This is a genomic window from Halostella sp. PRR32 (assembly GCF_034808085.1).
Classification (GTDB): domain Archaea; phylum Halobacteriota; class Halobacteria; order Halobacteriales; family Natronoarchaeaceae; genus Halostella; species Halostella pelagica.
The window spans coordinates 221,449-248,169 of the sequence record NZ_JAXHGL010000001.1; the positions used below are offsets into that span (position 1 = coordinate 221,449).

27 protein-coding genes and 1 tRNA gene are annotated in these 26,721 nt (G+C 64.3%); 17 read left to right on the top strand and 11 right to left on the bottom strand.

Going from position 1 to position 26,721, the window contains the following annotated elements:
• Positions 1–17: 17 nt before the first annotated feature.
• Complete coding sequence (locus SM753_RS01245; protein WP_323190243.1) at positions 18–752, bottom strand: MBL fold metallo-hydrolase; 735 nt, start codon at positions 750–752, stop codon at positions 18–20.
• Positions 753–896: 144 nt separating this feature from the next.
• Here SM753_RS01245 and SM753_RS01250 point away from each other — a divergent pair, with 144 nt between their 5' ends.
• Positions 897–3,707 (top strand): ATP-dependent helicase, encoded by a 2,811-nt coding sequence (locus tag SM753_RS01250; protein WP_323190244.1) that lies wholly within the window; start codon positions 897–899, stop codon positions 3,705–3,707.
• 41 nt (positions 3,708–3,748) lie between these two features.
• Here SM753_RS01250 and SM753_RS01255 read toward each other — a convergent pair whose 3' ends face one another.
• Positions 3,749–4,975: a lactate racemase domain-containing protein gene (locus tag SM753_RS01255; RefSeq protein ID WP_323190245.1), complete on the bottom strand. Its 1,227-nt coding sequence runs from the start codon at positions 4,973–4,975 to the stop codon at positions 3,749–3,751.
• 122 nt (positions 4,976–5,097) lie between these two features.
• On the opposite strand from SM753_RS01255, the gene SM753_RS01260 reads away from it, so the two are divergent.
• On the top strand, positions 5,098–5,820 hold the full coding sequence (locus tag SM753_RS01260) for a DUF2071 domain-containing protein (RefSeq protein WP_323190246.1): 723 nt from the start codon (positions 5,098–5,100) through the stop codon (positions 5,818–5,820).
• A 26-nt stretch (positions 5,821–5,846) separates the two neighbouring features.
• On the opposite strand, the gene SM753_RS01265 is transcribed toward SM753_RS01260, so the two are convergent.
• Positions 5,847–8,495: an AAA domain-containing protein gene (locus SM753_RS01265; RefSeq protein ID WP_323190247.1), complete on the bottom strand. Its 2,649-nt coding sequence runs from the start codon at positions 8,493–8,495 to the stop codon at positions 5,847–5,849.
• A 126-nt stretch (positions 8,496–8,621) separates the two neighbouring features.
• Here SM753_RS01265 and SM753_RS01270 point away from each other — a divergent pair, with 126 nt between their 5' ends.
• From SM753_RS01270 to SM753_RS01285, 4 genes are read left to right on the top strand one after another with little or no spacing between them, the layout of a single operon-like run.
• Positions 8,622–9,566, top strand: coding sequence for a hypothetical protein (locus tag SM753_RS01270; RefSeq protein WP_323190248.1), 945 nt, complete (start codon positions 8,622–8,624; stop codon positions 9,564–9,566).
• A gap of 50 nt (positions 9,567–9,616) precedes the next feature.
• On the top strand, positions 9,617–10,168 hold the full coding sequence (locus SM753_RS01275) for a hypothetical protein (protein ID WP_323190249.1): 552 nt from the start codon (positions 9,617–9,619) through the stop codon (positions 10,166–10,168).
• Positions 10,169–10,199: 31 nt separating this feature from the next.
• Positions 10,200–10,604, top strand: a complete 405-nt coding sequence (locus tag SM753_RS01280; protein WP_135534269.1) for a nuclear transport factor 2 family protein — start codon at positions 10,200–10,202, stop codon at positions 10,602–10,604.
• 1 nt (position 10,605) lies between these two features.
• Entirely contained in the window at positions 10,606–10,809 is a 204-nt protein-coding gene (locus SM753_RS01285; protein ID WP_138797555.1) for a hypothetical protein, read from the top strand.
• A 29-nt stretch (positions 10,810–10,838) separates the two neighbouring features.
• Here the strand turns inward: SM753_RS01285 and SM753_RS01290 are convergent, their stop codons facing one another.
• The 5 genes from SM753_RS01290 to SM753_RS01310 form a co-directional block, all read right to left on the bottom strand.
• Positions 10,839–11,858 (bottom strand): pyridoxal-phosphate dependent enzyme, encoded by a 1,020-nt coding sequence (locus tag SM753_RS01290; RefSeq protein ID WP_323190250.1) that lies wholly within the window; start codon positions 11,856–11,858, stop codon positions 10,839–10,841.
• A gap of 63 nt (positions 11,859–11,921) precedes the next feature.
• Positions 11,922–12,539 (bottom strand): class I SAM-dependent methyltransferase, encoded by a 618-nt coding sequence (locus SM753_RS01295; RefSeq protein WP_323190251.1) that lies wholly within the window; start codon positions 12,537–12,539, stop codon positions 11,922–11,924.
• A gap of 129 nt (positions 12,540–12,668) precedes the next feature.
• Positions 12,669–12,980 carry a HalOD1 output domain-containing protein gene (locus SM753_RS01300; protein WP_323190252.1) on the bottom strand — a complete coding sequence of 104 codons (312 nt, stop codon included), beginning with the start codon at positions 12,978–12,980 and terminating at the stop codon, positions 12,669–12,671.
• A gap of 115 nt (positions 12,981–13,095) precedes the next feature.
• On the bottom strand, positions 13,096–14,052 hold the full coding sequence (locus SM753_RS01305) for a zinc-dependent metalloprotease (RefSeq protein WP_135534273.1): 957 nt from the start codon (positions 14,050–14,052) through the stop codon (positions 13,096–13,098).
• A gap of 72 nt (positions 14,053–14,124) precedes the next feature.
• A complete protein-coding gene (locus SM753_RS01310; RefSeq protein WP_323190253.1) occupies positions 14,125–14,403 on the bottom strand; it encodes a hypothetical protein in 279 nt (92 codons plus the stop codon).
• Between the two features lie 267 nt (positions 14,404–14,670).
• Between SM753_RS01310 and SM753_RS01315 the strand changes: the two genes are divergently transcribed.
• The 5 genes from SM753_RS01315 to SM753_RS01335 all read left to right on the top strand — a co-directional run bounded on the left by SM753_RS01315 (position 14,671) and on the right by SM753_RS01335 (position 18,557).
• Positions 14,671–15,735, top strand: coding sequence for a M20/M25/M40 family metallo-hydrolase (locus SM753_RS01315; protein ID WP_138797559.1), 1,065 nt, complete (start codon positions 14,671–14,673; stop codon positions 15,733–15,735).
• A 47-nt stretch (positions 15,736–15,782) separates the two neighbouring features.
• The gene (locus tag SM753_RS01320; protein ID WP_135534276.1) at positions 15,783–15,974 is read left to right on the top strand and encodes an LSM domain-containing protein; all 192 of its coding nucleotides are present in this window, start codon (positions 15,783–15,785) and stop codon (positions 15,972–15,974) included.
• The gene (locus SM753_RS01325) at positions 15,971–16,144 is read left to right on the top strand and encodes a 50S ribosomal protein L37e (protein WP_323190254.1); all 174 of its coding nucleotides are present in this window, start codon (positions 15,971–15,973) and stop codon (positions 16,142–16,144) included. The genes SM753_RS01320 and SM753_RS01325 overlap by 4 nt, the downstream gene beginning before the upstream one ends.
• A 328-nt stretch (positions 16,145–16,472) precedes the next feature.
• Complete coding sequence (gene purF, locus SM753_RS01330; RefSeq protein ID WP_323190797.1) at positions 16,473–17,888, top strand: amidophosphoribosyltransferase; 1,416 nt, start codon at positions 16,473–16,475, stop codon at positions 17,886–17,888.
• Positions 17,889–18,032: 144 nt separating this feature from the next.
• Positions 18,033–18,557: a GNAT family protein gene (locus SM753_RS01335; protein ID WP_323190255.1), complete on the top strand. Its 525-nt coding sequence runs from the start codon at positions 18,033–18,035 to the stop codon at positions 18,555–18,557.
• A 20-nt stretch (positions 18,558–18,577) separates the two neighbouring features.
• Here SM753_RS01335 and SM753_RS01340 read toward each other — a convergent pair whose 3' ends face one another.
• The gene (locus tag SM753_RS01340; RefSeq protein ID WP_323190256.1) at positions 18,578–19,138 is read right to left on the bottom strand and encodes a DUF420 domain-containing protein; all 561 of its coding nucleotides are present in this window, start codon (positions 19,136–19,138) and stop codon (positions 18,578–18,580) included.
• Positions 19,139–19,307: 169 nt separating this feature from the next.
• Here SM753_RS01340 and SM753_RS01345 point away from each other — a divergent pair, with 169 nt between their 5' ends.
• The 3 genes from SM753_RS01345 (at position 19,308) to SM753_RS01355 (ending at position 21,233) form a co-directional block, all read left to right on the top strand.
• Complete coding sequence (locus tag SM753_RS01345; protein WP_323190257.1) at positions 19,308–20,714, top strand: lamin tail domain-containing protein; 1,407 nt, start codon at positions 19,308–19,310, stop codon at positions 20,712–20,714.
• Positions 20,711–20,986, top strand: a complete 276-nt coding sequence (locus SM753_RS01350) for a DUF3006 domain-containing protein (protein ID WP_323190258.1) — start codon at positions 20,711–20,713, stop codon at positions 20,984–20,986. Before SM753_RS01345 ends, SM753_RS01350 begins: the two co-directional genes overlap by 4 nt.
• 109 nt (positions 20,987–21,095) lie before the next feature.
• The gene (locus SM753_RS01355; RefSeq protein WP_168192961.1) at positions 21,096–21,233 is read left to right on the top strand and encodes a hypothetical protein; all 138 of its coding nucleotides are present in this window, start codon (positions 21,096–21,098) and stop codon (positions 21,231–21,233) included.
• On the opposite strand, the gene SM753_RS01360 is transcribed toward SM753_RS01355, so the two are convergent.
• Together SM753_RS01360 and SM753_RS01365 are read right to left on the bottom strand one after the other, a co-directional pair.
• A complete protein-coding gene (locus SM753_RS01360) occupies positions 21,234–23,024 on the bottom strand; it encodes a hypothetical protein (protein WP_323190259.1) in 1,791 nt (596 codons plus the stop codon).
• A 545-nt stretch (positions 23,025–23,569) separates the two neighbouring features.
• Positions 23,570–23,654, bottom strand: a tRNA-Leu gene (locus SM753_RS01365).
• Positions 23,655–23,812: 158 nt separating this feature from the next.
• Here SM753_RS01365 and SM753_RS01370 point away from each other — a divergent pair.
• The 3 genes from SM753_RS01370 (at position 23,813) to SM753_RS01380 (ending at position 26,702) form a co-directional block, all read left to right on the top strand.
• Positions 23,813–24,325, top strand: coding sequence for a multiprotein-bridging factor 1 family protein (locus SM753_RS01370; RefSeq protein ID WP_135534282.1), 513 nt, complete (start codon positions 23,813–23,815; stop codon positions 24,323–24,325).
• 102 nt (positions 24,326–24,427) lie between these two features.
• Positions 24,428–25,627: a DHHA1 domain-containing protein gene (locus SM753_RS01375; protein WP_323190260.1), complete on the top strand. Its 1,200-nt coding sequence runs from the start codon at positions 24,428–24,430 to the stop codon at positions 25,625–25,627.
• Between the two features lie 265 nt (positions 25,628–25,892).
• Positions 25,893–26,702, top strand: a complete 810-nt coding sequence (locus SM753_RS01380; protein WP_323190261.1) for a transcriptional regulator FilR1 domain-containing protein — start codon at positions 25,893–25,895, stop codon at positions 26,700–26,702.
• Positions 26,703–26,721 lie beyond the last annotated feature (19 nt).

Below are 26,721 nucleotides of genomic sequence, written 5' to 3' on the forward strand. Positions count from 1 at the left end.
TTCTCGACCGCGGAACCTCATTCGATCCGTAACGTCGTGAGATCGCTTGCGACCCGAACGTCGCCGTCGAACCGCTCGCGAACCGAGGCGACCATCTCATCGTGTCTCCCTTCGGTGTGCGGGTAGAGGTGGGTGAGGTAGAGTCGCCCGATCTCGGTGCCGGCGAACGCGTCGCCGAGCTGTGACGGGGTGGGATGGTTCGACACGTCGACGTCGTCCGGAAACGAGCAGTCGTGCGCGAAGACGGCCACCCCGTCCGCGAAGGTCGCCAACCCTTCGAACGCCTCGGTGTCTCCGCTGAATCCGAACGCGTCCCCGAAGCGGTACGCGAGACAGGGAGTCGAATGGCGCGTCTCGTACCCCTCGATATCGAACCCCGCGACCGAGAACTCGTGCGGGCCGACCTCCCGTATCTGAAGGTCGACGCGGCCGTCGAGATAGTCGAACACGTCGATCAGATCGTCGACCAGCGCCTTCGTGCCGGCCGGACCGACGACCTCCAGATGCGTTTCGCCGGCCAGCCATCTGGCTTTCAACAGGGGAAGTAGGTCGGCGACGTGGTCGAGGTGGTGATGCGTCAGGAGCACCGACGAGATGCCCTCGTAGCCGGGGTCGGTCTGCGAGAGACGATTGAGAACGCCGCTCCCGCAGTCGACGAGGAGGCGTCGGCCGTCGTCTTCGAGGAGGATTCCGGTCTGGGACCTGTCGCCGGCCGGCATCGCGCTACCGGTGCCCAGGAAGGTGACGTCCATGCCTGTGCCTGCGGAGAGCGGAGCGAAAAGGGTTGTGTCGTCCGGCCGGCGTTGGACCCGACTCGCCGACCGCGGACCCGTCCTCCGCTTCACTTTCACTCCGCCTTCCAAACCCTCTTGCCGGGCGACCCCCTGGATCCGCTGATGGATGGGAACCGGCTGCCGGTCGAGAACGCGGACCTGCCGTTCGACCCCGACCGGGCCGAGATCACGGACGCGGACGTTCTCGAACTGCTGGAACCCGCGGTCAGGGAGTGGTGGGTCGAGGAGTTCGGCGAGTTCGTTCCCGAGAACGAGGGCTTTTTCACGCCGCCGCAGGAGGGCGCGATCCCCCTGGTCCACGAGGGGACGAACGCGCTGATCGCAGCGCCGACCGGGTCCGGCAAGACGCTGGCTAGCTTCACCGCGATCATCAACGAACTGTTCCGCCGAGAGAAGGAGGCGGGGTTGGAAAACTCCGTCTACTGCCTCTACGTTTCCCCGCTGAAATCGCTCGCTAACGACATTCACCGGAACCTGGAGGTCCCGCTGGACGGTATCACCGAAATCACGGAACGGCGCGACGAGTCACAGGACGTGGGGAAAGTGCGTCACGCCATCCGCCACGGCGACACCGACGACAGCGAGCGCCGGAAGATGCTGGAGGAGACGCCGCACATACTCAACACGACGCCCGAGACGCTCGCAATCTTGCTGAACTCGCCGAAGTTCCGCGAGAAGCTCCGCACCGTCGAATACGTCGTCGTCGACGAGATACACTCCATCGCGGGGGGGAAGCGCGGCACCCACCTGTCGGTCAGCCTCGAACGCTTAGAGCGACTCGCCCACACCTCGCCGACGCGGATCGGGTGTTCCGCGACCATCGAACCGCTGGAAGACGTCGCGGAGTTCCTAGTCGGGTGCGAGACGCAACGAGTCTCGGACGGAGCGAGTGAGCAACGCCCGCGGGCTGATTCGTCCGGCGGTGACACGCGCGACTACGAGATAGTCGACGCGCGCTTCGCCCGCGCGTTCGACATCGAACTGCACTGTCCGACCGACGACCTGATCAACACCCCGCCGGACGTCGTACAGGAGCGGTTCTACGACGAACTCCACGAGATGGTGCAGGATCACACGAACACGTTGGTGTTCGCAAACACCCGCTCCGGAGCCGAACGCATCCTCCAGAACCTCCGGGAGCGGTACGACGCGTACGACGAGAACAACTCCGGCTGCCACCACGGGAGCCTCTCGAAGGAGGCACGACAGGGGATCGAGGAGCGTCTGAAGGAGGGGTCGCTCGACGTTGTGACGTCCTCGACCTCGCTCGAACTCGGCATCGACATGCCCCACGTCGACCTCGTGGTGCAGGTCGGGTCCCCGAAAAGTGTCGCCTCGCTGCTCCAGCGCGTCGGCCGCGCCGGGCACCGCGTCGGACAGACGGTCACCGGGCGCGTCGTCGCGCTGGACCGCGACGAACTCGTCGAGTGCGCGGTGATGCTCAAGAAGGCCGAAGAGGGGTTCGTCGACAGCGTCTCGATCCCCGAAAACGCTCACGACGTCGCCGCACAGCACGTGTACGGGATGGCGATAGCGGAGGTCCGTCCGGAAGCCGAAATCAAAGCGGTCCTCCGGCGAACGTACCCCTACCGGAACTACGACGAGAGCGACTGGGACCGGCTCATGCGCTATCTCACGGCCGACTACGAGGGGCTAGAAGAGAAAAACGTCTACGCGAAGGTGTGGCGCGACGGCAACGACCCGCCGGACGGCGAGTACCACTACGACGAGTTCGAGGTCGGCGAAACGCTGATGGGCAAGCGCGGGCGACTGGCGCGGGTCATCTACATGACGAACATCGGGACGATACCGGACTCGTTCACCTGCGATGTCTACACTCGCGCCAGCAACGAGTGGGTCGGCAACTTGGACGAGAGCTATCTCGACACGCTGGAGAAAGGCGACGTGTTCGTCCTCGGCGGCCAGAACTTCGAGTTCAGCTACCGTCGCGGGTCGAAGGTGTACGTTGACCCGACGAGCGCTCGGCCGACGGTTCCGTCGTGGTTCTCCGAGCGCCTGCCGCTGTCGTACGACCTGGGCCGGGAGATACTCGCCTTTCAGGGAGAACTGCTCGACCGCCTCGATTCGGGCGGCCCGCCGGCGGTTCGGCAGTGGCTCAGGGAGTATCCGCTGGACGACGACAGCGTGCGGGCCGTCGCCCGGATGTTCGACCAGCAGGTCCGCTTCGCCGGGAGCGAGAGCGTCAGCACCGACCGCCGGATAGCCGTCGAGCAGGAGAAAGACCGCGACGAGTACGAACGCCACTACTACGTCCACTCCAACTACGGCCGGCGGTTCAACGACGGACTCTCCCGACTCCTCGCGTACCGCTGCGCACAGGAGGCAAACGCCAACGTCTCCGTCGCGGTGGCGGACAACGGGTTCACGCTCTCGATGCCGCTGAACCGCAAGGTCGACATCGCGGGGATCCTCCGCGACCTCGACCCGGACGAGGTGCGGGCGCTCCTACGGGAGAGCCTAGACGGCACCGAACTGCTCCAGCGGTACTTCCGGATCAACGCGACGCGGTCGCTGATGATCCTGAAGCGCTACAAGGGGTACGAGAAATCCGCACAGGAGCAACAGGTCTCCAGCGAGATGCTGCTCGGCTTCGCAGAGGACCTAGAGGAGTTCGCCGTCATAGAGGAGACCTACCGCGAGATACTGGAGGACAAACTGAACGTCGACGAGATCGAGGCGGTCGTCGCGGCGATAGCCGACGGCGACGTGACTGTCGCCGAGCAGACGGTCGCCTCGCCGACGCCCCGGTCGTTCGGTCTCGCCACGCTGATGGCGAGCGACGTCGTCCTCGCGGAGGACGAGAGCGCGGCACTCCAGGCGTTTCACGAGCGCGTCGTCGAAGAGATCGGCGACGGCGCCGATGCGGGCGGACCGCTGGCGGCCGACGAGTGAGGTGAGGACTCGCAGACGCTACTATAGTACGACCACCGGCATCACGTAGCCGACACCAGCACCGTGTTCAACGCGTCGGGCACGACCAGAACGTCGCTCCCCGGTTCGACCGCCTCGTCGATGGACGGGCGGGCGTTCATCAGACACTCTTCGACGACCGTCGGCGAGTCGCTGTTCGTCACGTACACGTCGTACTCGCGGAGCACCTGCGCTACCACGAACGCTCGTTGGGCACCGGGGGCGTACCCCTCGCGCATCTCCTCGAACAGCGCAGCAGCGCTCTCAGCCCCCGAAAGCCGGTTATAGAAGCGCCGTTCCCCGGTTCCCCGTCCCGCGCCCTCGGAGAGCGTCGCCGGAATCACGATCCGCCCGCCCTCGCGGAGCGGGTTCTGGTCGCCGAGCGCCACGTACGTCGCGGCCCGCGTCGTCTGGTAGAGGTTCGCGTCCTTCGGCGCGCCGACGCCCGCGATGACCGCGTCGTAGGAGTCGTCCACGGGGACAGAGAGCGCATCTCGGGCGGACGCCGAGAGGTCCCGGACGACTGCTCGGTGGTCGCCCGCGGCCGCGTCGAGGATACCGGTCGGGCCGCGGGTGACGTTGAGACAGAAGTCGAGGCCCGCGAGGTCCCCTGCGCGGTCTATCGCGTCCCTGAACGGGTTCCCCTCGGCTCGGCCGAGTCGGACGCCCTCGCGGGACAGCAGTTCCGGACCGTGCGTGTATCGGATGAGCGGTTCGCCGCCGGCGCCGATAACGGCCGTCTTCGCGCCGCCGGAAAAGCCCGCGTACTGATGCGGTTCGACCATGCCGGTCGAGACGACGCGGTCTGCCTCGACCACCGCGGGGTTCAGTTCGACGGGGCAGTCGTCGACAGTACCCACCTCGACCGCGGCGCTCGCGTCGTGGTTCTCGGCGAGGTCCGCGTGGACGCCGAGAGCATCGCGGAGTTCCGTCTCGTCCATCGGCCTGTGGAGACCGAGACCGACGATAACGGTCACGTCCTCGCGGGCAACGCCGCCGTCGCGGAGTTGGTCGAGCAGTACGTCCAGAAGCACGTCGTCGGGGGTGGCGCGAGTGACGTCAGTGACGACGACCGCAACCTCGTCACCGTGGTCGACGCGCTCGGCGAGCGCCGCGCCGTGCGGGTCCGCGACCGCGGCCTCGGCCGCCTCGCGTGGAGCGACGGCGGTTCCGCCGGACGGCTCGGCGACGGTCACGTCGCAGTCCGGGAGGTCGGCGGAAACGCGGCCCGTTCCCAGTGGGAGGTTCATACCGGGCGTTCGTGGCGGAAGCGGTAAAGGTTCACAGGCTACACTCGGAGTGCAACGACCATCGGGAACCGTCCGAAGCGTCTGCCCCCAGCGAGATATGGCTGGAGACCGTGCTAGCGGATATGACACCGTCGCTCCTGTCGATGCGGTGGCGGGACATCCTGTTCGCACACTATCCGGTCGCGCCGGACCGAGTCCGTTCGAGACTTCCGGACCGCGTCTCCGTCGACACCTACGAGGGGCAGGCGTGGCTCGGCGTCGTCTCGCTGACGATGGACGACGTGCGCCCCCGATTCGCGCCGTTCGGTCTCACATTTCCGCAGGTGAACCTCCGGACGTACGTCACCGTCGACGGCGACCCGGGCGTCTACTTCCTCAGCATGGACGCGGACGAGCGTCTGGCCGTCACCGCGGGCCGGCGGACGCTCGGGATACCCTACTACCGTGCTGAGGCGTCAGTACGCCGTGACGGCACCGACGTCCGCTTCGAAAGCGAGCGCATCCAGGCCGGGGAACCGGACGCGCGGTTCCGGGCGACGTACGGCCCGAACGGGTCACTCGAACCCGTCGAACCCGGTTCGTTCGAGGCGTTCGCCATCGACCGCTACCGGTTCTACCTCCCCGGCCGGTCCGCACTCTACACCGGCGTCGTTGACCACGAACCCTGGCGGCTCCGCACGGCTGCGGCGACCGTCGACGAGAACACGCTGTTCGCCGCTGCTGACATCGGGAGACCAGCCGTGGAACCGCATCTCCACGTTGCACCCCCACGGGCCGTGACGCTCGGAAACGTCGGACGACGGCCGATACGCGCCAGCCCGATCAACGAACCGGTCCGGGTCTGAGAATGGCTCACGCCGCCCCGACTGAACTACGCCCGCGCCCATTCGACCATCCGGGCGTACACGTCGTCGGTCGACAGGGCGTTCGCATCGCCGACGAGTATCAGCGACCGTTTGGCGCGCGTAAGCGCCACGTTCACCCGGCGGTAATCCTCGAAAATAGGGCTGTCGAGGTCGCCGCTGGCGACGAAGGAGACGAGAATGACCTCCTTGGACGAGCCCTGAAACCGGTCGACAGTGTCGACGGTGACGCCGTCCGGAACGCCACGGGATATCTCCGCGACCTGCGCGCGGAACGGGGCGATGACGCCTATATCGGCCAGTTCCACGCCCGCGTCCGCGAGAGTTTCGACGATCTCCGCCACCTCGTCGGCCTCCTCGGCGTCCGTGTGGCGCGCGCCGTCGCCCGGCACGTCGACCATCGTCACCGGGTCCTGCAGGTGGTCGGGGAGCGCGTCCACGTCGACGCCGGACAGGTCAGAGAGTCGCTGGCTCGCCACGTCGCCGGTCGCGGGACGCAACGCGCCGTCGTAGAACTCCCGTGACGCGTACGCCTGGATGCGCTGGGCCATCCGGTACTGGCGGTCGAGCATCACACCCGCATCCGGGTGGTCCTCGATGAGGCGCTCGAACAGCGACTTCGTCAGGTCGTTTTCGGTCCTGACGACCGGTGGTAACTGCTCGTGGTCGCCCACGAGAACGAACCGGTCCGCGAGGTTGATCGCCGCGAGCGTCTCGGGTTCGGTTAGCTGGGCCGCCTCGTCGACGACGGCCACGTCGAACGACTGCTCCCGCATGACGCGCGACCCGCAGGTCGATGTCGTCGCGGCGACGACCGGAGCCTCTCGGAGTTCGCGGGTACGTTCGCCGGGGTCGCCGCGCTCGGCGAGCCGGACGTCCTGCATGTCTTCGCGGATGCCGCTTTCCGTGCCGACGCGGAGGACGTCCTGAAATCCCTGATCCCGCACCGCCTCCAGGGCGTTGTCCACCGCGCGGTTGGTAAAGGCCGAGAGCAGCACGTGGTCGCCGCGCTCCACGAGCGCCCTGACGGTCCGGGCGATGGTGTAGGTCTTGCCCGTCCCCGGCGGACCGTGAACCAGTGCGAAGTCCTCGGCGGCGACGGAACGCGTCACCGCATCGTTCTGAGCCTCGTTGTTGTCGATGAACGTCTCCGTCTCCTCGCGGAATTCGGGGCCTTCGCGGCCGAAGAGCACGTCTTTGCGGCGTTCGCCGCCTTTGAGCAGGCCGTCGTGCAGCGCCGTCAGCATCCGATCGGCCGAAAGCTCAGAAGGATACACGTCGAGCCGTCGGAGTTCGACGGGTTCGTCCGCGGTGACGACCACTTCCTCGTCGAGGCGTTCGACGCGTGCAAGTTCCGCGTGGCCGGTAACGGGGTGGCCGTCGCTCGCCAGCACAACGTCGTCCTCGCGGATCTTCGACACCGCATCGTCAGTTCGGTCGGCGCGGAGTTCCCAGCGGCCGCCGTCGAGTTGCCGGCGGTCGGTCGGTTCGAGGTTGATCAGCGCCCGGTCGTCGTCCGCTCGCTCCTCGCCGGTCTGTTCCCATAGCTTCGCGTACTCTCGGTGTGTCGCGCGGCGCTCCTCCTCGATAGCCCGGTAGAACCGGTCGAAGTACTCGCGTTCCTCCTCGGGGATCGGCCGACCGATCTGGCCGGCTTTGGACTCCTGGTCGAGACGGCCCGAGACGACCTGGCAGGTGTCCTGTTCGAAGCAGTAATCGCAGACTGCGTCCGCCTCGTGCCCCGTCGGGACGCTCACGTCGTGTTCCATCGCCGCTATCTCGTTGCGCGTCCGGACGACGAACTTCAGCAGTCCGTCGCCGACCGAGAACTCCTTGGCGGGCGAGAGGTCGCCGGTCGCCTCGGAGCGGTCCAGCGCGGAGTTTTTGGTGTACAGCAGCGTTCCTGTGTCGACCGGGACGCCGCGCTCCTGCAGGATGAGCGCGTAGCAGGCGGCCTGGATCTTGTCGTGGAACCGCGGGTCGCGCTTGGTGTTTTTGCCCGTTTTGAGTTCGACGGGCATACCGCGCCTGATGGCGTCGGCACGGCCCTTGATGCCGAATCTCTGGCTGATGAGGGTCTGCTCGCTCCGCCACTCGTCCTGGTCGGTCAGGACGCCCTGTTTCAGCCACCCCTCTATTGCCATCGCGTTCTGGCGGACCTCCTCCTCGACCTCCTCGGCCGTCTTGCCCAGCAGTCCGAGTTCGAGCCCCGCCTCCTCGACGCGGTCAGCGATGGAGTCGTCGAGGTCGCGCCCGCGGAGGAGGTCGCCGAACACCTCGTGGACGATGGTCCCCTTGACGACGGGGTAGACCAGCGGAATGCCCGATAGCTTGTTCAGATAGTACATCCGCGGGCACTGCACCCACGAGCGGACGTCGGTGACGTCCACGAGGAAGTCCGGTTCGAGCACGACGTAGGAGTCGCCCGTCGTCGCGTAGCCGCCGTCGTAGTCGTCCTCCTCGGCGTCCGTGACGCGGAGCTCCATCCCCGGTTCGACGAGTTCGGCCGTCTCGGTCCACTTGCCCCATAGCGTCACCGGCACGGGGTCGGCGCCCTCTTCGAGTCGCAGGTCGACCTCCGCGAGGTCGCTCTCGCCGTACTGCGTGGAGACTGTCCGTACCTCCGCTTCGCCGACGGCGGTCCCCCGTATATTCACAGTACCGATACAGACGCGGCGGTCGAAAAACGCTGTCGGTTGGGGCGAGCGCCGCCCGAGATAGCGGCAAAACCGTACGAGGGCGGAAGGGAATGCTTTTCCGAACGACCGGCCTGACGACAGGTCGTGTCGCGTTCGCTCGTCGCGCTCGGACTGGCGTTGCTGGGAACCGCTGCCGTCGGACTGACCGCCGTCGGGGCAGTGAACGCGCTGACCGGCGCGACGCCGGTCGCCCTCGGCGGCGTCGCCGGTCTGACTGTGCTCGGACAGCTCCGCGTCGTTTCCGCGGAGGGAGGCCGGCTGTACCGATCGGGCACCCGGACGGAGTTCGACCGCGGCGGCGCGCTGACCGCCGGCGCGGTCGTCGCCGGCGCGCTCGTGACCTACCCCCTCAGCGTCGACGCGGGCCTCGGACCGGTCGTCGCCGCGGCGCTTGTCGGCGTCATCGCTCCCTTCGTCACCGAGTACGACGTGTCGGCGTACTGCGGCGCGTTCGTCGGAATGGCCTCGGGATCGCTCGTCGGCTACGGGGGACTGGCGCTCGCTGCGGTCGTCGCGGGCGTCGCGTACGTCGTCTCCGGCGACGCGTTCGGCGGGTTCGGCGGCAAGCTCGGTACCGTCGCGTTCGTCGGGTGCACCGCCGCCGTCGCGGCGACCGGCGCGGTGTACCCCGAGGTCGCGACCGACTGGCGCGTCGGCTGGCCGCTGCTGCTCGTCACGACCTTCGCCGCGGTCGCGACTTACCTGGCGCACGCTCGACTCGGCTACAGCGTCGTGCTGTCGTCGGGTGCGGTGGGACTCGCCGGCGGCATCTTGCTTCCCGCCGCCCCGGGGGGCAGACCGCTGGCGGCGGCCGCCTTCTGCGCCACGTTCGCCGGGATGTCGAGCGCCCGTCGCCTACCGACAGCCGTCCACGCCGCGACCGCCGGCCTCCTCTGCGGCGTGCTGTTCGCGGCCGTCGCCGCGCGGTTCCCGGGATCGGGCGGGAAGCTTGGCACCATCGCGTTCGCCGCCTGCCTCGGCGTGTACGGGGTCGACGACCTTCGCTCGGCCGTCCGGACGGGGGCGTAAGCGTCTCTCCGACCGATACGTTCTTTCCCGTCGGTTCGCAACGTCCTGCTATGCGGGTTCGAGAGTGGGACGACATCATGGAGGACGTCGTGGAACAGGACGTCGACCCCGAGGGCTGGCGCGCCGTCGCCGGCGACCGGGCCGGAGGCGTTGGCGAGGACCTCTACCTCGGCCACCCTTCGGGGGGCGTTTTTCACCTGAAGACGTACGCAAAGAACCCGTTCGACGTTCGCGGCGTCGGCGCGCGAGTCGCGCGGAACCTAGACGACGAGATCGGTTCCTACCTGCCCGAGGAGTCCGAGAACGGGCGGTTCGCCGTCCAGTCGCCGCCAGACGACGAGGACGAGGCCGAGGAGCAGGTCACGCATCTGGAAGAGGTGATCAAAGCGCATCAGGACGCCCCGACGACGCCGGGCGACCTGTTCGACGACGTGATGGAGGCGATAGACAGTCCCGCGTTCGGGCCGATGGATTACGACCAGTACGACCGCCCGGACGAACTAGAGGACCTCTCTACGACGTTCGAGGAGGCCGAGGACCTCCTCGAAACCGAGTTCGAGGAGCTAGTCGACGACGACGGCGTCGGCAGAGCGTTCCAGTGACTTCAAGCGGCCTCACGGCGTTCGTGTCCGTATGACTGCTGTCGACACCGTCCGCGAGTACTACGAGTCGCTCCGCCGGGGAGAACCGCTGTACACGTACTTCGCCGAGGACGCACAAACGGCGAAGTTCGGCGTCTCCGAGTCGCTGGTCGGCTACGACGACATCGCGGAGGCGCTGCGGGAACAGACCCGGACGACCGAGGAATGGACGGTCGACACCCGACGGCTCAGCGTGACAGAGCGGGGCGAGTACGCCTGGTTCAGCGACGAGGTCGACCTCGCCTGGACCGACGCCGAGAGCGGCAGACGCTTCGCGTTCCCGACTCGCTGGAGCGGGACGCTCGAACGACGGGACGAGGAGTGGGTGTTCGTCGAACTGCACGTCAGCGCACCTCACCCGGAGCTTTCGGGCGGTGAGGGCGGTGACGGGGACTGAGATGGTCGGGCCTTCTCTCTCCGACGAAGAAAGGGAGCAAAAGCGCAAGCGTCTGATGGCCGGGTTCGTCCTCCTCGTCGGCGGTTCGGCGGGTATGATCGCCGTCCAGGGCGGCGCTGACCTCGTCAGCGTCGCCGCCGTGACGGTCGCCGGACTCCTTCTCGGACTCGTGCTCGTGTACTATCTGGCGACTATCGCCCCGTAGCGAGCGGAGCAGGCGACTCCGCGGTGGACTCACTCGCCCAGTGCGGTCCGGTGCTTCTCGGTGTCGAGATTCCGGCCCGAGATCGGTAGGACGACCGTTTTGCCGCTGAGTTCGTCGCGCATTCCGCGCATCGCAGCGACGCTCGCGGCGGCCGCCCCCTCGGCGACCAGCGACTCCTCGACGAGCAGGTCCCGCACGGCCGTCCTGATAGCGTCCTCGCTAACCAGACAGAAGTCGTCGAGGCGGTCGCGCAGCAGGTCGATGGTCATCGCGAACGGGACGCGCGTCGCGATGCCTTCGGCGAACGTTCCCATTTCGTCGGCCGGGTCGAGATGCCCCTCGTCCCAGGCCCGGTACATCGCGGGGGCCGCCTCGGACTGCGCGCCGACTACGGTCGCGTCCGCGAGTTCGCCGACAGTGAGACAGTATCCGGCGGCGCTCGACCCGCCGCCGACCGGACTGAACAGGTAATCAACCTCGGGGAGGTCTTCCACGATTTCGAGGCCGGCCGTCCCCACGCCTGCGACGAGTTTCGGCTCGTTCGCGGAGTGGACGTACCGATACCCCTCCGCGGCGGCCAGTTCTTCGGCGTGTTCTCGGGCATCGTCGAAGTCGTCGCCGTGGTGGACCACGTCGGCACCGAGTCGCTCCATCGCGGTTACTTTCGACGGGTTCGCGTCTCTGGGGACGGCGACGGTGACCGGCACGTCGAACGTCCGGCCGGCGTACGCCACGGACTGACCGTGGTTTCCGGTACTCGCGGCGATCAGGCCGGGGTCGCGGAACGCGTCGTCGAGGTCTGCGGCCAGCGTGACGCCGCCGCGAACCTTGAACGCGCCCGTCGGGAGGGTGTCCTCGCGCTTCAGGTAGACGTCGGCGTCGAACTCGGCGGAGAGCGGTTCGCTCCGAACCAGGGGCGTCCGCGGAAGGGTACGGCGAACGACGCGCCGAGCGCGATAGACGTCGGCGGTTTTCGGGGGCGTGCGGTCGTGATACGGGAATAGCGTAGTCTCGTCCGGCGATTCGACCGGATCGTACTGCGACGGCATGGTCGTGACTGCGCGGGGACACCTTGTAACGATACCGCCCCGGCAGACCGAACTGTCGGCCCCTCAGCGCTCCGCCAGGAAGAAGGGCTTCTGGGCGCCCTCTTCCTCAGCGCACGTGTCGGCGACGGACCACTCGTCGAGGACGGTAAACCCGGCCTCCCGGAGCTGCTCGCGCGTCGCCTCGGCACCCGCGATGTGCCATTCCATCGCTGCGCCGCTGTCGAGCCAATCCGGGTTCGAACCCTCCCACTCGACGTGGCCCTCGGAGACCAGTAGCGGGCTCCCCGGCTTCAGCACGCGTGCGAACTCGTCGATAACGCGTTGGTGTTCGGAAAGCGGTACGTGAATCAGCGAGTGGTACGCCGTGACAGCGTCGAACGCGTCGTCCTCGAACGGGAGCGCTGCCATGTCGCCCTGAGCGAGCGCCGCGCGGGGAGCGTTCTCCGTCGCCAGGCGGAGCTGCTCGCCGGAGAAGTCGAGGCCGACCGCCGACACCCCCGCGCCGGCGAGAACCGGAGTCCCCTGGCCGCAGCCAGCATCGAGCAACCGCGCGTCGTCCGGGAGGTCAGCCAGCAGATCGTCGAACAGAGTCGTCCCCAGCGTCTCGTCATCGGAGCGCTGTTCGGCGTACGTCTGAGCCAGTGAGTCGTACCCGTCTCGAACGGCTTTCCTGCCAGTCATTCGTTGCTTCTTGTCCCGGTGTTCGCAAAGATATTGTGTTTCGGTCTGCCGCCAGCAACGTCCGCTACGGGCGAACCAAGCGAAAGCCGACCGGAACAGGAGACGAAAGCGGAAAACAGAACGCTGCGACTATTCCGTGGCAGCGAGAGACTCGGACTGTACGCTGGCAGGGTTGACCGGGGTCGCGACGACGCGTCCTGAAGCGTGGACTGCGATGTCGCAGTCGGCGTAGCGGAACTCGACGCGTCCGCGAACCGAGTCCGCGTGGTCATCGGCCGAGCGGAACAGTTGATCCAGCGCGTCCGGGTCCACGCAGTCGTGAAGCGGTTCGAGGGTTAGAGGGTCAGCGTCGACGGCGTCAGCGACGGCGAGTACGACGGCTTCGGTGAGCGTTTCGTCCTCGACATCGCGTTCGACTGGGGAGTGAAGTTCCGTGGTCACGTGTACTCTCCTCTTTGGGGCACACCCGTATGGCCTCCGTGGCTACAGTGATACAGCGGGGACGGCGGCGGGGGCTATATGTATTCAGGTCAGTGCGGCCGCGGTAGGGGATACCTCAGGGATCGACGCGCTGCATCCACGTGTGAGGTGCGTCGATCTCGTCGTTCGTCGGCAGGTTCTCCGGGCGCTCCCACACGGCACCGGCGGCGGCGACGCCGCGTTCCTCGGTGACTCTCTCGAAGAACGCTTTCCCGCGTTCGTACTGCCGGCGCTTCAGACCAAGACCGAGCGCGCGGCGGACGAGGCGGGCGAGGGGCCCCCGGCCCTTCCGTCGCTCGTCGAGTTTCCGGCGGAGGTCCGCGTACTCGTCGTCGAACGCGTGGTCCATCAGCAGTTCGGCGTACCCCTCGACGACGGTCATCGCGGCGTCGAGTTCCTTGAACGATTCGCGGTCCAGAGTGCCGTCGGTGACCGCGCCGATACCGCGTTCGAGTTGGTCTTCGAGGTGGTCGGAGAGCCAGGGTGCGGCCCCGAACTCGGCGGCGTGTGTCACCTCGTGGAAGGCGATCCAGCGGCGGAATCGGGGGTACTCGACGTTCAGACTCTCGGCGGTGCGGACGATGTTCGGGCGGACGAAATACAGCGCGTGGTCGTCCGGGTCGTCCGCGAGCAAGAGGGGGTCGTACTGGCCGAGGACGTTGCGACCCAGAAAACCGAGCATGAAGCTCATCGAACCGGTGTTGACGACGCGTGCGGCACCGGGGAAGAAATCCGCAGTTTCGTCCTCCAGCGGCCGCATGAGCCGGGAGAACGTCTCGACGTTCGCATCGATCCAGTGATGGCGGTGTTGCACCTCGACGGCGCGAGGGAGGTCGAAATTCAGGGCGGACACGTCGCGGACGCGCCGACGAGCGTCGCGGACGTCGTCGGCGTACCCGTCCCGTTCGGCGGCAGAGATATCGAGCGAGCCGGCGTCAGTCGACGCCTTCGCCGCCTCGGCGACTGCACTCCAGTCGATCGGACCGTCGCCCGACGCGGACGTAACGGCCCGGACGCTACGATAGAGACTCACAGTGAATTCACTTGCGTCCGAGAGGACAAAACCCTTCTCCCGGAACCGGGGACGGCCGGCGGTTCGAGATCCTCAGGCGGTCTCTTCGACGGTGTACTCCGGTTCCTCTTCGAACTCCTCGCTACCGTCATCGCCGCCGCGGAACTTCCTGACGACCGCGGCGGTCAAGACGAGCGCAACGAGACCGATCAGCACCTTCCCTCCGTTCCCGCTGCTTTCCTCCTCGACATCGACGGTCGTCCCGCCGTCACCCTCCAGCCTCTCGCTCGTGTCGCGTTCGCCGCTGATCCAACTGGGAGTGAACTGGGGGTCGCCGTCGACGTGTAGTTCGAACAGTGTTATGTCGACCATACTGTACCGTTCGATGGGGACGGACTTATACTGTCGGATGAAACCGGAGTGTGATCCGGCGTCCCGGTTCACCAGTACGACGGCGAACACGTCCGGTGATCGATGGGTGCCGAAGAGACAACGCGGTCGAAAGGACGGCGCGGTCGATGACTGCCGGAACGACAGCGCGTTCGATCACCGGTGATATCGCGTAGACGAGTGAACCTCAACCGGAACCACCGTGTCGAAACGAACAACGTTTCGTATCAGGGGTTCGAAACGACATTCATGAACGACGACCGGCGCGCGTTTCTAAACGACCTGCTCTCATCGGCGACTCCGTCGGGCTACGAGGCACCCGGTCAGCGAGTCTGGATAGACCGCGTGAGCGAGTACGCCGACGAGATACGCACGGACAGCTACGGCAATGCGGTCGCGGTGAGCGAGGGCGATGGACCCGCGGTAGCCGTCGCGGGTCACGCCGACCAGATCGGGTTTCTGGTCCGCGAGATAGACGACGATGGCCACGTCCACGTCGGGCGAGTCGGCGGCATCGACAAGACGGTCACGCGCGGCCAGCAGGTGACGATTCACGCCGCGGACGGACCGGTCCCCGGCGTCATCGGCCAGACGGCGATCCACGTCCGAGCGGACGACGACGAGGACGCCGGCGAGGAAGCTATCGCGGACCAGCACGTCGACATCGGCGCACCGGACGGCGAAACGGCCCGGGAACTCGTCACCGTCGGCGATCCGATCACGGTCGACGGCGCGGTGACGGACTTACAGGGGACGCGCGTCGCCGGCCCGGGGATGGACAACCGCACCGGGATGTGGGTCGCGGCCGAAACGTTCCGGAACGCGGCCCAGGCGGACGTGGACGCCACCGTCTACGCGGTCAGCACGGTTCAGGAGGAGGTCGGTCTTCACGGAGCCGAGATGGTCGGATTCGACCTCGACCTGGACGCGGTCGTCGTCGTCGACGTTGCGCACGCACTGGACTACCCCGACGCACCCAGTGACCGGGCGAGCGACGTGAGACTCGGCGACGGCCCGGTCGTCACCCGCGGGAACGCGAACCACCCCGCACTCGCGGACTCGCTCCGGGAGACGGCCGAAGCCGAAGGGATAAGCGTGCAGTTGCAGTCGTCCCCGACCACCACCGGCACCGACACGAACGCGTTCTTCACGGCCCGTGGCGGCGTGCCATCTGTCTATCTCGGTCTGCCAAACCGGTACATGCACACACCGGTCGAGGTGATCGACACGGACGATATGACGGCTGCAGTTACACTTCTAGAGGCATTTGTTGCCGGTGCAAGCGAGCGCGCACCGTTTAGCGTCCCTATTTGACCGCGCTTACCGGTACGTTTAAGCGTCCGTCGAAAGCCGTTTCCCGTATGAGCGAACGTCCACTCGACGTGCTCGAAGCGTCCGTCGGTGACCAGGTGACCGTCCGACTGAAAGGCGGCGAGGAGTACGACGGGTTTCTCACCGGGTACGACCAGCACATGAACCTCGTTCTGGAGGACGCGGAAGGCGAAGACACAACGATTATACGCGGCGATAACGTCGTAACCATTATCCCATGACTGGTGCAGGAACCCCGAGCCAGGGTAAGAAAAACACCACGACCCACGTCAAATGTCGTCGGTGTGGCGAAAAGTCGTATCACGTCAAGAAAGGTAAATGCTCGTCGTGCGGGTTCGGTAAGTCGAGCAAGCGGCGCGGTTACGAGTGGCAGTCGAAAGCCGGCGAGTAACCGCCGACTGATGAGTTTTCCTTTCTCTCGAAAACCACACGCGTAGCGGTAGCCCCGTGGTTTCGGTGTACGGACGCTTCATTTATATTGTCTGATATAATGCCAGTTCTGGTTTGCAGTGTCTCCCCCAGCAGGTTTCACCGCGCGCTAACGGCGTATGGGTGGAGAGAGGATTGCTGAGTGCAGACGGTCAAAGAGTTGTTCACGAACGTGTATATTTGTCACCGGAGAGACGGAGAATCAGACACGTTTGCGAGGATTTATCCCGGCCCGTTCTCTACAACCGTCCATGTCAAACGGGCGGGCCGAGAGGCGATCCCAGGACGGCATGACCGAAAAGTGCGGCGTCGTCGGTATCTCGCTCGACGGACGCGATGCCGCACGCCCGCTTTACTACTCCCTATACGCGCTTCAGCACCGCGGGCAGGAATCAGCCGGTATCGTCACGCACGACGGGTTCCAGCAACACAGTCACGTAGAGATGGGACTGGTCGGAGACGCGTTCTCGGAGGACGACATCGAGAGCCTGAACGGGCCGGCGGGGATCGGTCACGTCCGATATCCCACTTCGGGCAGCGTCGACTCCAGTTGTGCACAGCCCTTCTCCGTCTCGTTCAAGAGCGGGTCGCTCGGGCTCTCGCACAACGGCAACCTCGTCAACGCCGACGAGATACGCGACGAACTCGCGGACTCCGGCCACGCGTTCACGTCCGACGGCGACACCGAAGTCATCGCCCACGACCTCGCGCGGAACCTGTTAGAGGAGGACCTCGTCCGCGCCGTCAAACAGACGATGACTCGTATCCACGGGTCGTACTCGCTCACTATCACGCACGACGATACGGTGATGGGCGTACGCGACCCGCAGGGCAACCGACCGCTCTGCATCGGCGAACTCGACGACGGGTACATTCTCGCGAGCGAGAGTGCGGCCATCGACACGCTGGACGGAGAACTGGTCCGAGACGTCAAGCCCGGCGAACTCGTTATCCTCCGGGCGGACGGACAAGGGTTCGACAGCTACCAACTCGTCGAGCAGAAACAAACCGCACACTGCTTCTTCGAACACGTCTACTTCGCTCGCCCCGACAGCGTCATCGACGGGAAGCGCGTCTACGAAGTCCGGCGCGACCTGGGACGGAAGCTCTGGGAGGAAAGCGGCATCGACAGCGATGTTGTCCTCCCCGTTCCCGACTCCGGCCGAGCGTTCGCTTCGGGGTACGCCGAGGCCGCGGACGACGTCGAGTTCGCGGAAGGGCTGATGAAAAACCGCTACGTCGGCCGGACGTTCATCATGCCGACGCAGGACGAACGAGAGCGCGCGGTCCGCCTCAAGCTAAACCCCATCAAAAGCACCATCGAAGGGAAGACGGTCACGATCATCGACGACTCAATCGTCCGCGGCACGACGTCGACCCAACTCGTCAAACTCCTCAAGGACGTGGGTGCCGAGGAGGTCAACGTCCGCATCGGCGCACCGCCCATCGTCGCGCCGTGTTACATGGGCATCGACATGGCGAGCCGTGACGAACTCATCGCAAGCGACAAAAGCGTCGAGGAGGTCGCCGACGAGATCAATGCCGATAGCCTGGCGTACCTCTCGAAAGACGCCGTCGCCGAGGTGCTCGAACAGTCCCGCGACGACCTCTGTATGGGCTGTGTCACCGGGGAATATCCCTACGACATCGAGGGCGAAGAGGCGGACCGGGAGATCACCCGGACAGAGGTTCCGGCCGACGACTGAGCTAACTGATAGGGATCCTTATACTTCAGTTCGGTATTTCGCTGACGTGGAGCCGTCGAATACCGGTCTACAGGAACAACGAACACTGTGAATAGGTAGCATACAACCGCCATCCTTTTCGTCCGATCGGAACGACCGACAACTATGCCAGGCGCGACCTTTCTCCGCGGCGAGACTGTATCGCTCCGTACGGTCGAATCGGACGACATCGAGTTCCTCCGCGACGCCGTCAACCACCCCGACGTGTGGCGTTCCACGCTGATGTCGACTCCGAAAAACGCCGAGCAAGAGCGGGAGTTCTTCGAAGAAGTCGTCTCGGACGAGGACTCGGTCGACCTGCTCGTCACCGCGGACGACCGGTCGGTCGGCATGGTATCGCTAAACGCCGTCGACGAGGAGAACGGCGTCGGCGAACTCGGCTACTGGATCGTGCCGGACGAGTGGGGCAACGGCTACGCGACGGACGCCGCCCGGACGCTGACCGAGTATGCGTTCGACCAGCGTCGACTCCACCGCGTGCAGGCCCGCGTCGTGGCGTTCAACGACGCGTCGGCACGCGTCCTGGAGAAGGCTGGGTTCGAACGCGACGGAGTCCACCGCGAAGCCGTCTTCGTCGACGGCGAACATCGGGACGTCGTCTGGTACGCTCGGCTGGTGACTGACCAGTAGAGATCGGACGGCGTCGCGGATCAGTAGAAGAGATACAGCAGCGCGTACACTACCTCGCCGAGCGTGAACGAGATGAGCCACAGCGCGGCGGCGACTCGGCCGACCGTCGCGTGTCTCGTCGACGGAAGCTCCGCCACCGAGTGCGTCCACGCGAGCAGGAGGACGTAGTAGACGAGCGGAATCGTGAGAATTGCGAGCAGAACGTGGATAGCCAGTATCGGGAGGTAGACGTACGTGTAGACGGTCTCCGGCCCGGGAAACGCCGCAGGGCCTTCCAGCACGACCCGGTACAGATACAGCACGAGAAAGGTCGCGAACAGGCTGAACGTGATGAGCATCAGCGCTCGGTGGCGGCCGACTCGCCCGCGACGGATCGCGTGGATCCCGCCAGCGATGGTTCCGATAGCCAGGGCGCTGAGGACGGCGTTTACGTGCGGGATAGCGTCGACGAACCACCCCGGCGCGCGGGGAAGGACGGTTCCCGGTATCGCACCGAGAGCGGCACCGAACACGAGCGCCAGCGAAACGGCAGTGAGCAGGCCCGTCGTCGCCGGAATGTGTTCTCTGACCCGGTGTTGCATAGCCTATCCTTATTGCCGCGGTCCCAAAGACGTTCCTTTCACGACTGGCAGAGATCGCGTTCCGTAGTATAATAATGAGCAAGCGCTACAGAGTTAATTACTATAAGGATTCATAGCGAATACTTGAGACTAGCGCACTGATTTGTGGATCCAGGTGTACTGTCGTGGCGTGTACAGACTCGGAACGGTTCTGATGGTCGTCCTCGTCGTTCTCTCGGGATGCGTCGGTGCCACCGGCGGGGACGGCGGACCCACCGAGAGCAACGTGACCACTTCGGAACTGACACCAACGGCGTCACCCGACGGGTCTGGAAACGGGACGCTTGAACTGCACTTCATCAACGTCGGACAGGGCGCGGCGACGCTCGTGGTCGGGCCGTCGGGCGAGACGATGCTCGTCGACACGGGCCATTGGACGGACGACGGCGACCGCGTGCTTCGGTACCTGCGTCAGCGCGGGATCCACCGGATCGACTATCTGGTGACGACACACGCCGACGCCGACCACATCGGTGGACACGCTGCCGTCATCGAACACTACGAGACGAAAGCGAATGGGGTCGGAGCCGTCTACGACCCGGGGATCGCCGCCAGTACGGCGACGTACGACGAATACCTGTCCGCCGTGGAGAAACACGACGTGACGCTGTACGAGACGCGGGAAGGCGATTCGATACCGATGGAGGGTATCGCTATCGACGTGCTCGGCCCGCCAGAGAAGCGACTCGACGACGGCGCGCGTAACGAGAACAACGTCGTCCTTCGACTGCGACACGGTTCCGTCTCGGCGCTCCTCCCCGGCGACGCCGAACACGTACAGGAAGCGCATCTCGTCGACACGTACGGCGTCGAACTGAACGCGACCGTCCTCGCGGCGGGCCACCACGGGTCCAAGACGAGCACCGGCGACGAACTGCTGACCGCGGTCAGTCCGGAAATGGTGGTGGTATCGAGCGCGTACGATTCTCCCTACGGCCATCCGCACAACGAGACGCTCCGCCGCCTCGCCGACTCGCTGATCCCGACCTACTGGACGGGGGGACACGGCGACGTAGTGGTGATCAGCGGTGGCGACGCCGTCAGCGTCCGAACCCAACAGAGCGCGGTGACCCAACCGTTACGACTCCGCGACGTGTCGCCGGTCGCACCCGAAAACGGAACGGCTCCCGTCACGCGAGCGACGATCAGCGCCGGCGGTCCGGCGGACGACGCTCCGGCATCGACGGTAGTCGCGGACGGCGGTGCGGACCTGCGGATCGCCGCGGTCCACCAAGACGCCGCGGGCGACGATTACGAAAACTTGAACGGCGAGTACGTGACGCTCGAAAACGCCGGCGATGACGATGTCGAACTCTCGGGATGGACGCTCTCGGACGAGTCCGGCGAGACGTACACGGTCCCGGACGGCGTCTCGTTGGCACCCGGCGAGTCAGTGACTATCTACAGCGGCAACGGAACGGACACCGGTACCGATCTGTACTGGGAGGCCGGGCGACCGATCTGGAACAACGGCGGCGACACCGTCACCGTCAGAAACGACCGGGGAGAACTCGTTGTTCAGGAGACGTACGGATGAACGGAACGTACACTGGCGTAGTCGACCGGTTCGAAGACGACAGCGCTGTCCTGTTGCTCGAACGCGACGGAGACGTAGTCGGGCAAGCGACGCTCCCCCGCGATTCCCTGCCCGAAGCGGCGAACCACGCCGACGCCGTGCTCACGGTGACGGTCGAGGATAACGCAGTGGAACGTCTCGAATACCGCCCGGACGAGACGAACCACCGCCGAGAGAACGCACAGGACCGGTTCGACCGGTTGTCCGAGCGTCCGCCCGACGACGATAGTTGATATATTCATGTACCGTTACGGACCTAAAAATATTCTATAACTTCATCTATTAATTTATAAGAAAAATTCAGATAATTTGAAATTATTCTGTCTCGTTGTACCGAGTGCAATGTCAAATCAAGACGCACTCAAGTCGTTCCTCGCAGACCACCCACGAATGATCGGCGCGCTGTTCATGATCCTGCTGCTGACTGCCTCGGCAGGGACGGCCGCAGCAGGAGTGGCTACAGGAACAGGTGGCCCCTAACTAGTTTTCGTCGACGGTCAGATCTACAGGCGACGACAGGTCATTCCAACGGAGTTCTCCGTCGAGTTGGACTGGGCTGCTGTGTGAGGAGAAGTAATCACGAAGTTCGGCCTCCGTCAGTCCTGTAGCTTTGCTTGGGCCCGGTAACAGACAATTCTCCGAGGTCTGTTGCAACTTAAGTAGTACCGTGGATCCGATCTGAAATTCCCTGGTCGGATACATACGAACGGATAGATCATACAAACCGTCATCACGGGGTGTAACCTCGCAGACGCCTGGCGGTCCTCCTTCGGATTGAGCAATATCTGCACCGCCATCACCGACGATAAGATACTGATCACCGATGCGAGTGTGTTCCCGAACGAGGTCGACCGCCGCACGGAGCTTAAAGCCGAGGTTGATCAGATGGGCAAGGGCTTTCCCGATCTCGATAGCGTGTTCGTTCACTACGTCGCTTAGCGTTCCGACACCGCCGGTGGCACCGCGCTTTGCCATCGCTATCGCTTGGTTGTACGACCGACAGGCATTGAGCAGGAATACCTCGACATCGATCTCGTCGAGTTCCCGCACGTCGAGATCCCCATCCGAGCATTCGAGACCATCAGGAGTCGCGTGGCCGATGTAGTGAAGGAAATCTATGTTGCCGTCCAGAAGTAACGTTTCGAGTTCGTCGGTCGAGATCTGGACGTAGGACTCGACATTGTACGGAAGTTCGTCTCTGCGTCCGTACACGCTATCAAGGGAATCGTGTTCGGCTATCATCCGATCGTCATTGCAGACGACAGTGATATCTATTTGACTTGAGCGGTTTTCCCTCGACACCCGGTTCATGAACGCTTCAGTGGTTGCTTTCGTGGCTCCACGAGGAACGTGCTTTCCGAACCAAGAGTGTTCGAGCGACTCGTTCGTCGTTTCCGGTTGGACGAACGTAACGTCGTCGTCGCCCGTCGTCGCCCCGGAACGAACCAGCGGTTGCGAAGTCTCTGATTCAGCGGTGCCACCGCCGGGTGCCCGTGAGTAGTTTGCCGCAGTCGTTCTCGGTCGAGAGATTCGAGTACCGCGCGGTTCCCGCACGATACCTAGTTCGTTCACCACGAAGGGAGTCGGTATGATCCCCTCGGGACTCGACGGAATGTGTGCCGTGAGAGTCCACTGCGGGATGTACTCCGAGACGACTTCGTACGGTATCTGAAGATACTGTTCTAATTGTTCCCGCAGCGGTTTGTCGTACAGTTCCGCGATATCGAACGGAAGGTACTGTTCGACCATTCGCCGCTCTCGGAGGTCCATCTGGTAGATGCCCTCCGTGCGCACGATACAGTCGAGGAAAAACACCTGCCGGAGAAGACACGAGACTTCGTCCTCGAACCACCGTCGACTGGCGAGGTCACGCGTGAAGCCGTTGGTCGTTTCGATCCTCGGTACGTCGCCCGCGACGACCTCTGCACCGAGATAAAAGGCGAGCGAAGAGACCGTATAGATGTACCTGTACTCCGGGGGAACGACGATCCTGATTCCCGTGTCCGGTGGCTCGATATGACTCGGAATCTCCAGAGAATCACCTCGTTCGAACAGCGGGGGATGACCACGGAGGGTCGGGTACGAACGTTCGCACGATGTCGTTTTTAGTGCCGACGAGAGAGTCCCAACGGCAGTCATGAGGTCGTGCGGGTCGTCCGGGACGGTTATCGTCCCTGCCGGCTGTTTATGATACGACCGCATACCGAGGTACATCTCTGTGTTACCGTCGAACTCGATGTACAGATAGTTCCCACCAGTGTTGATCGTCATCCCGCTCGTCACCTGGAGATACACCTTGAGGGGGCCGTGAATATCGATACTGTAGGTAGCGGGTTCGAATTCCTTCGTTTCGTGAGATTTTATTTCAGTTTGGAATTCTCCTTTCCCGTCGTGAATATGGACTCCGTCTAATCTGTCGATATACAGTCCTTTAGTCTCGAAACGACATGCCCGACTTACTGGAAACCAGAATTGGTCTGAGTTTACTTCGTCGAGAGTGACCGGGTCCGGGGTCCGGATCGTAAACTGGCGTTGTTCCGTGAAGTCGACTAACTTGATGCCAGTCGGATTATCCGTAGGCGAGTATTTGATAGTCATTTCCCGGATACCTTCTGATGTAACTTCTATCGCAATGGAACGGTAAAAACGTGTTCCAAGATACTAAGTGTATTAACAATAACACGTTGCGTCGGTCAGCGCTGCATCTATCCAGTGCAGTGCTATTCCGGCAGAAGTTGTGCGTGGGTGATGTCCGCGAAGGGAGATCACCTGCATCGACTTCGATGGGCGCTCGCGGTTTGCTTGCGCCGTTGCGATGCGTGGGACCGGATTTGAACCGGCGGACCCCTACGGGACAGCGCCCTCAACGCTGCGCCGTTGGCCTAGCTTGGCTACCCACGCTCGCGGCGTCTTGCTGCATTCATCTCTATCCAGTGGACTGATTAAAGGACTTTCGTTTCGTTCGCCGTTCCGGCGGCGAATTCCCGCGAGTACGCCCGTCGGTATCAGGGAGCAGTGAAAATCGGGGTGTTAAAACCGGTTCCCCCGTTACGGGGTGTATGGCCAAGTACTCGACGGGCGGATCGTCGGGGTCGAGCGACGGCGACGCATGCGAACTCTGCGGGACCGAGAGCGACTCGCTCCGCGAAGCTAACGTCGCCGGCGCGCAGCTCCAGGTGTGTCAGGAGTGCGCACCCCACGACGATAACGCACACAAAGACGAGAAAAGCGAGACGAACCAGTCCCAGGGCGACGACCGACAGCGCAGGGCGGTACAGAACGCGGCGAAGTCCAGTCCCGCCTGGAACGACGACTCCGAACACTGGGAGGAGGAAGGCACGAACTACGACGACGACCAGTTGCCGTATCTGGTCTCTGACTACGGGAGCGTTCTGCAGGAGGCCAGGCAGGATGCCGGACTCCAGCGGGAGGAACTCGCTGAAGAACTCGACGCTGACGAGGCCGACCTGCTGGCGATAGAGCAGGGCCGAGCGACGCAAGCCGGCGTCGGCGGTAGTCTCGTCCGGGCGCTCGAACAGCGGCTAGACGTCGAACTGGCCGAGTCAACGTGAATTTCGGCACACCTAGGTTGCGGCAGCCGTTCGATAGACGGACCGTCGTTTGAATAGAGTCGGCGGTCAGCTTTTTGCCGGTCCGGCGTGACGGAACGTCTGATGAGCAGACAAGCCGCTGCCGAACCGTACACGACGAGGTTCGAGACGGGGATTTCGGCAGTAGACGGCAGGGACGTGACGCTGGAGACGACGTATTTCTACCCCCAGAGCGGCGGACAGCCCGCGGACCGAGGAAAGATAGACGGCAAGGAAGTGGTGGACGTACAGGTAACCGACGACGGCGTAGTCCACCGTCTGGCCGAGGAACCCGGGTGGCGGCCGGGCCACAGGGCACTCTGTGAGGTCGACTGGTCGTTCCGCATGTACTGCATGCGCGCTCACACAGCCAGTCACGCACTGTACGGTGCCGGCCGGAGGGTGTTAGACGACCTGGGATACGGCGGGTTCGGTATCGACGACAAGAAGATCCGGATCGATTTCCGGACCACGACGGACGTGACGGACGAGACGCTCGTCGAACTCGAACGCCTGGTCAACGAGGCGGTCTGGGACTCCCGGGACGTTTCCTGGGAAGAGGTTCCGGTCGAGGACGCACGCGAACGCGACGATGTCGCGTTCAACACGAAGACCGAGGAGGGAGTGTTCGGCGATAGCGACACCGTCCGCGTGGTCACTATCGAGGGATGGGACGCGGCCGCGTGCGGTGGCACACACGTCCGGAACACGCGGGAGATAGGTCCCGTAACCGTGATCGGCAGGTCGAACCCCGGTGAGGGGCTGACGCGCGTCGAGTTCGCAGTCGGAACGGCCGGTATCGACCGCCGGACGACCGAGAAGTCGGCCGCGTTCGAGGCAAGTACCGTTCTCGGGGCGAACGTGACGGAGGTCCCTCAAGCCGCCCGACGCCTTCAGGACGAGGTCGCCGAATTAGAGGCGGAAGTCGAGGAGTTGCGAGAAGACCTGCTCGACCGACGAGTCGCGGACCTGTGCGAGGATGTCGAAGAGCGCGGCGGACGAACCGTGGTCGCCGGAACGGTCGACGGAGTGGGGCCGAACGACGTCGACGACGTGGTTCGGGAACTGGCCGGAGACGTCGCTGACGTGGTCGCGCTGGTCGGGAGCGACCGTCCGCCGTTCGTGGTGGTGGGGTCGGAAACGGATGCTACAGACGTTATCGACGACGTTACCGCCGAGTTCGGAGGTGGTGGCGGCGGTTCGGACCGCGTCGCACAGGCGGGCGGACTCGACGGTGATCCGGACAGAGTCGTCGAGTACCTGAAGACCAGCGACTCGCCTTGAGAGTGAGGGCCGTTACGGTGGGACAAAACAGGGCGGCGTGAGAACCGCTCTCACGGATCCCCGCTGGCTGCAAGCCAACAGGACAGGCATGACCTGCCAGCGTTAGATTGGATGGGTTTCTTCAACCTAAATTTTTTTATTCCGGGGAGAGTAAAACAGTCCAGACTGGCTGGAAATCAACAATAGGACCGTTGAGGTCTCCGTTATGGAAAAGGAACCGACCACCATTGATATATCCGGAAACCCCCATTTATGAGCAAAGATAATGCACGGAACGCTTGATACGCTGGAGTTCGTCGTCGGGTCCTCGGCACGTCGCGAAGTGTTGTCGAGGTTGGCGTCGGGACCAGCAACCCGACAGACGGTGCTCGACGACACGCCGTCGAGCAAATCCTCGGTGTACGATTCACTGAACAAACTCGACGAACACGGGTTAGTGTACCAACAGGAAGACAACAGATGGGCGACGACGGCGGCAGGACAGGTACTGTCGGACGCGATAGCGCGATGCGAGCGGACTGGGTCGGTCCTCAGCGAGGACGGCGAGTATTGGGAGCGCCACGACGCATCTGGAGTTCCCGATAAGTTCAGAGCGGAGTTCTTCACGCTGGACGATCACGAGATAATTCGGTCGCCGGACTCGGACCCGTACCGGGCGTCCCGACGCGTGGCTGACGAGATCGCCGCCGCGGAATGTATCTCAGTTGTCACTCCCGTCTATCACGACCGGTACGCGGAAGCGCTTAACGAATCACCGGACAGTGACCGACGACTCGTCGTCACCCCGGAGATGATCCAGCGGATAGTCGTGGGCAGTTCCGAAGAGGTCGAGGGCGCAAAACACGTCGAGTCGAGGGTGTACGACGCGTCGTTCGCGATGGCAGTCTCCGACGAGACGCTGTTGCTGTCGCTGCCAAAACTCGACGGCTCGTACGACCCTCAGACCGAGGTAGTTGTAGAGACTGACGCTGCCGTCGATTGGGGGACCCGCCTGTTCGAACATCTCTGGGAGCGGGCGGAAGATACCGAGCAGTTCGTAGCGGACCGGTACGACGAGTCCGAACGGGACGCGTAACGTTCACCTTTTTTACTTC

What these genes read in the sequence shown, in the direction of transcription:
- SM753_RS01245 (WP_323190243.1), bottom strand. Translation starts at nt 752, where the DNA reads ATGGACGTCACCTTCCTGGGCACCGGTAGCGCGATGCCGGCCGGCGAC.
- SM753_RS01250 (WP_323190244.1), top strand. Translation starts at nt 897, where the DNA reads ATGGATGGGAACCGGCTGCCGGTCGAGAACGCGGACCTGCCGTTCGAC.
- SM753_RS01255 (WP_323190245.1), bottom strand. Translation starts at nt 4,975, where the DNA reads ATGAACCTCCCACTGGGAACGGGCCGCGTTTCCGCCGACCTCCCGGAC.
- SM753_RS01260 (WP_323190246.1), top strand. Translation starts at nt 5,098, where the DNA reads ATGACACCGTCGCTCCTGTCGATGCGGTGGCGGGACATCCTGTTCGCA.
- SM753_RS01275 (WP_323190249.1), top strand. Translation starts at nt 9,617, where the DNA reads ATGCGGGTTCGAGAGTGGGACGACATCATGGAGGACGTCGTGGAACAG.
- SM753_RS01280 (WP_135534269.1), top strand. Translation starts at nt 10,200, where the DNA reads ATGACTGCTGTCGACACCGTCCGCGAGTACTACGAGTCGCTCCGCCGG.
- SM753_RS01285 (WP_138797555.1), top strand. Translation starts at nt 10,606, where the DNA reads ATGGTCGGGCCTTCTCTCTCCGACGAAGAAAGGGAGCAAAAGCGCAAG.
- SM753_RS01290 (WP_323190250.1), bottom strand. Translation starts at nt 11,858, where the DNA reads ATGCCGTCGCAGTACGATCCGGTCGAATCGCCGGACGAGACTACGCTA.
- SM753_RS01295 (WP_323190251.1), bottom strand. Translation starts at nt 12,539, where the DNA reads ATGACTGGCAGGAAAGCCGTTCGAGACGGGTACGACTCACTGGCTCAG.
- SM753_RS01310 (WP_323190253.1), bottom strand. Translation starts at nt 14,403, where the DNA reads ATGGTCGACATAACACTGTTCGAACTACACGTCGACGGCGACCCCCAG.
- SM753_RS01315 (WP_138797559.1), top strand. Translation starts at nt 14,671, where the DNA reads ATGAACGACGACCGGCGCGCGTTTCTAAACGACCTGCTCTCATCGGCG.
- SM753_RS01320 (WP_135534276.1), top strand. Translation starts at nt 15,783, where the DNA reads ATGAGCGAACGTCCACTCGACGTGCTCGAAGCGTCCGTCGGTGACCAG.
- SM753_RS01325 (WP_323190254.1), top strand. Translation starts at nt 15,971, where the DNA reads ATGACTGGTGCAGGAACCCCGAGCCAGGGTAAGAAAAACACCACGACC.
- purF (WP_323190797.1), top strand. Translation starts at nt 16,473, where the DNA reads ATGACCGAAAAGTGCGGCGTCGTCGGTATCTCGCTCGACGGACGCGAT.
- SM753_RS01335 (WP_323190255.1), top strand. Translation starts at nt 18,033, where the DNA reads ATGCCAGGCGCGACCTTTCTCCGCGGCGAGACTGTATCGCTCCGTACG.
- SM753_RS01340 (WP_323190256.1), bottom strand. Translation starts at nt 19,138, where the DNA reads ATGCAACACCGGGTCAGAGAACACATTCCGGCGACGACGGGCCTGCTC.
- SM753_RS01350 (WP_323190258.1), top strand. Translation starts at nt 20,711, where the DNA reads ATGAACGGAACGTACACTGGCGTAGTCGACCGGTTCGAAGACGACAGC.
- SM753_RS01355 (WP_168192961.1), top strand. Translation starts at nt 21,096, where the DNA reads ATGTCAAATCAAGACGCACTCAAGTCGTTCCTCGCAGACCACCCACGA.
- SM753_RS01360 (WP_323190259.1), bottom strand. Translation starts at nt 23,024, where the DNA reads ATGACGATCAACACTGGTGGGAACTATCTGTACATCGAGTTCGACGGT.
- SM753_RS01370 (WP_135534282.1), top strand. Translation starts at nt 23,813, where the DNA reads ATGGCCAAGTACTCGACGGGCGGATCGTCGGGGTCGAGCGACGGCGAC.
- SM753_RS01375 (WP_323190260.1), top strand. Translation starts at nt 24,428, where the DNA reads ATGAGCAGACAAGCCGCTGCCGAACCGTACACGACGAGGTTCGAGACG.
- SM753_RS01380 (WP_323190261.1), top strand. Translation starts at nt 25,893, where the DNA reads ATGCACGGAACGCTTGATACGCTGGAGTTCGTCGTCGGGTCCTCGGCA.